Consider the following 1,716-nt stretch of genomic DNA (forward strand, 5'->3'; position numbering starts at 1 on the left):
AATAAATGCTGCTCCCGCACCCGTATGCGCTCTAGCTCGGCGGCGCGTCAGGAATCGGTGTCCTTCTTGCGCTTGCCGAACATGATGTCATCCCAGCTGGGGACCGAAGACCGCTTGGCCTTGCGCGGAGCGGACTCCTCGGCATTCTGCTCGGACGGCTTGTCCTCAGTGCTGTTCGCACCGCCGGCATCCTGATCGGTGACGACCACCAGCTGCGAAGTGCGTGCCGAAATTCCTTGCGGAAGGTGCGGCAGCGAGTCCTCATCGTCGGCGTCGTACTTGCTCATGCTGCGTTCGATGATCTCGTTGTAGCGTGACTCGCGCTCCGGATCCTGGTCCTTCGTGCGCTGCCCACGACGAGCGTTCAGCAACGTGACCAGTTCTTCGGTCTCATCCGGTTCCGGGGTGCTGGCTGCAGGAGCCGGCTCAGGCTCTGGCTGGTTCAGCGCAGAGACCGGGCGAAAGTACTCAGGGGCCACCTGTTCGCTCAAGGTTTGTGCCCAGCGGTTCAGATTTTTCAACGACTTGCGTGCCGGGGTGAATGCCCACCGCGCACTGTTCGAGGAAGTCTCAGTGGAATCCGAGCCCAGGGACTCGACATTCTCGGTCGGCAGCGGGGAATCGAACTGCACGGTAACGATCCATTGGCCTTCTGGATCTTTCCAGGCGTTCCAGCGAGCCGAGTCGGCGTCGATATGCAGCTGGTGCAGGCGGTGGACCACCATGGAACCAAGATCCGCAGGCTCTTCGCCGAATACTTCGCGGTATTCGGCATCGGTTTGTGGTCCTGAAACCTCGACACGACGTGCTAGCTCGGCGATGTGCTCGCGCTCAGCCAGTACCGGACCTTCGTACTTGACGATGTCCTCGACTGGGATATCCCACTCGAGAGACAGATCGTAGGCGGAAGCACCAGCGCGCACTCGCGCTTGAATTTCGCGCGGCGAATGGACCGAGGACTCCTCACGGTTCCTTGGAGCCCGCGAACGGGCAATTTCGGCCATTGCACTGCGCAGTGCATCGTCAACAGGTAGCTCGAAGCTCATCCCGTCGTCGCTGCTGACCTGCAGGCTGGAACCATTTTCATGAATTCCTACCAGTCTCAGCTGACGCATTCCTACCCTCCACACGCTCTATTTCCTGTGTAAAACTCTGCCACCTCGAGGCCTGAATTCCTACCACCGCGCAGGGTGTGGCGCAAGATTAGTCATCAACCTCACGCAGTAATTCCTTGAACCTTCCGCCCATGGCATAGCGTGGCAAGAACGGGAATGGATGACCCGGAATAACGCTATACTTCTATGCCGGTATAAGTTTTCACCTTGTGAAGCAGCCGGCTAGGACGAAGACCTGCAGAAAAGAGCGAAAAACGATTATGGCAAATGAATCTGCTGCACCCGTGGCAATGTCAGAAGCGGAACGAGCCAAGGAAATCGCTCAGCTCAAGGCAGGCAAGACCGCAGCCATGGCCAACCTGGTCGATGAGGCCGAAACACCCTTGGCTGAGGAATATGTTTTGCCCGGCGGCGAAGCATCGCAGGAAGAAGCGAGCATCGAGATCCTGCCGGAGCAGGCAGACGAGTTCACCTGCGCATCTTGCTTCATGGTGCGTCACCGCACGCAGCTGGCCCGTGAAGACAACGGGCAGAAATTCTGCAGCGAGTGCGAAGGGTAGGAAGCTTACGCAACAGTTCTGACAGCGATGGCGTCCTGGAC

General features: G+C 58.7%; 2 protein-coding genes. One reads left to right on the top strand and one right to left on the bottom strand.

The features are described 5' to 3' along the window. Window positions 1–47: 47 nt before the first annotated feature. Window positions 48–1,115, bottom strand: coding sequence for a septation protein SepH (gene sepH, locus ACNPM8_RS07940; protein ID WP_448939606.1), 1,068 nt, complete (start codon window positions 1,113–1,115; stop codon window positions 48–50). A 260-nt stretch (window positions 1,116–1,375) separates the two neighbouring features. Here sepH and ACNPM8_RS07945 point away from each other — a divergent pair, with 260 nt between their 5' ends. After that, entirely contained in the window at window positions 1,376–1,675 is a 300-nt protein-coding gene (locus ACNPM8_RS07945) for a DUF4193 family protein (protein WP_105656757.1), read from the top strand. Window positions 1,676–1,716 lie beyond the last annotated feature (41 nt).

It is taken from the genome of Glutamicibacter sp. AGC46, assembly GCF_053543715.1.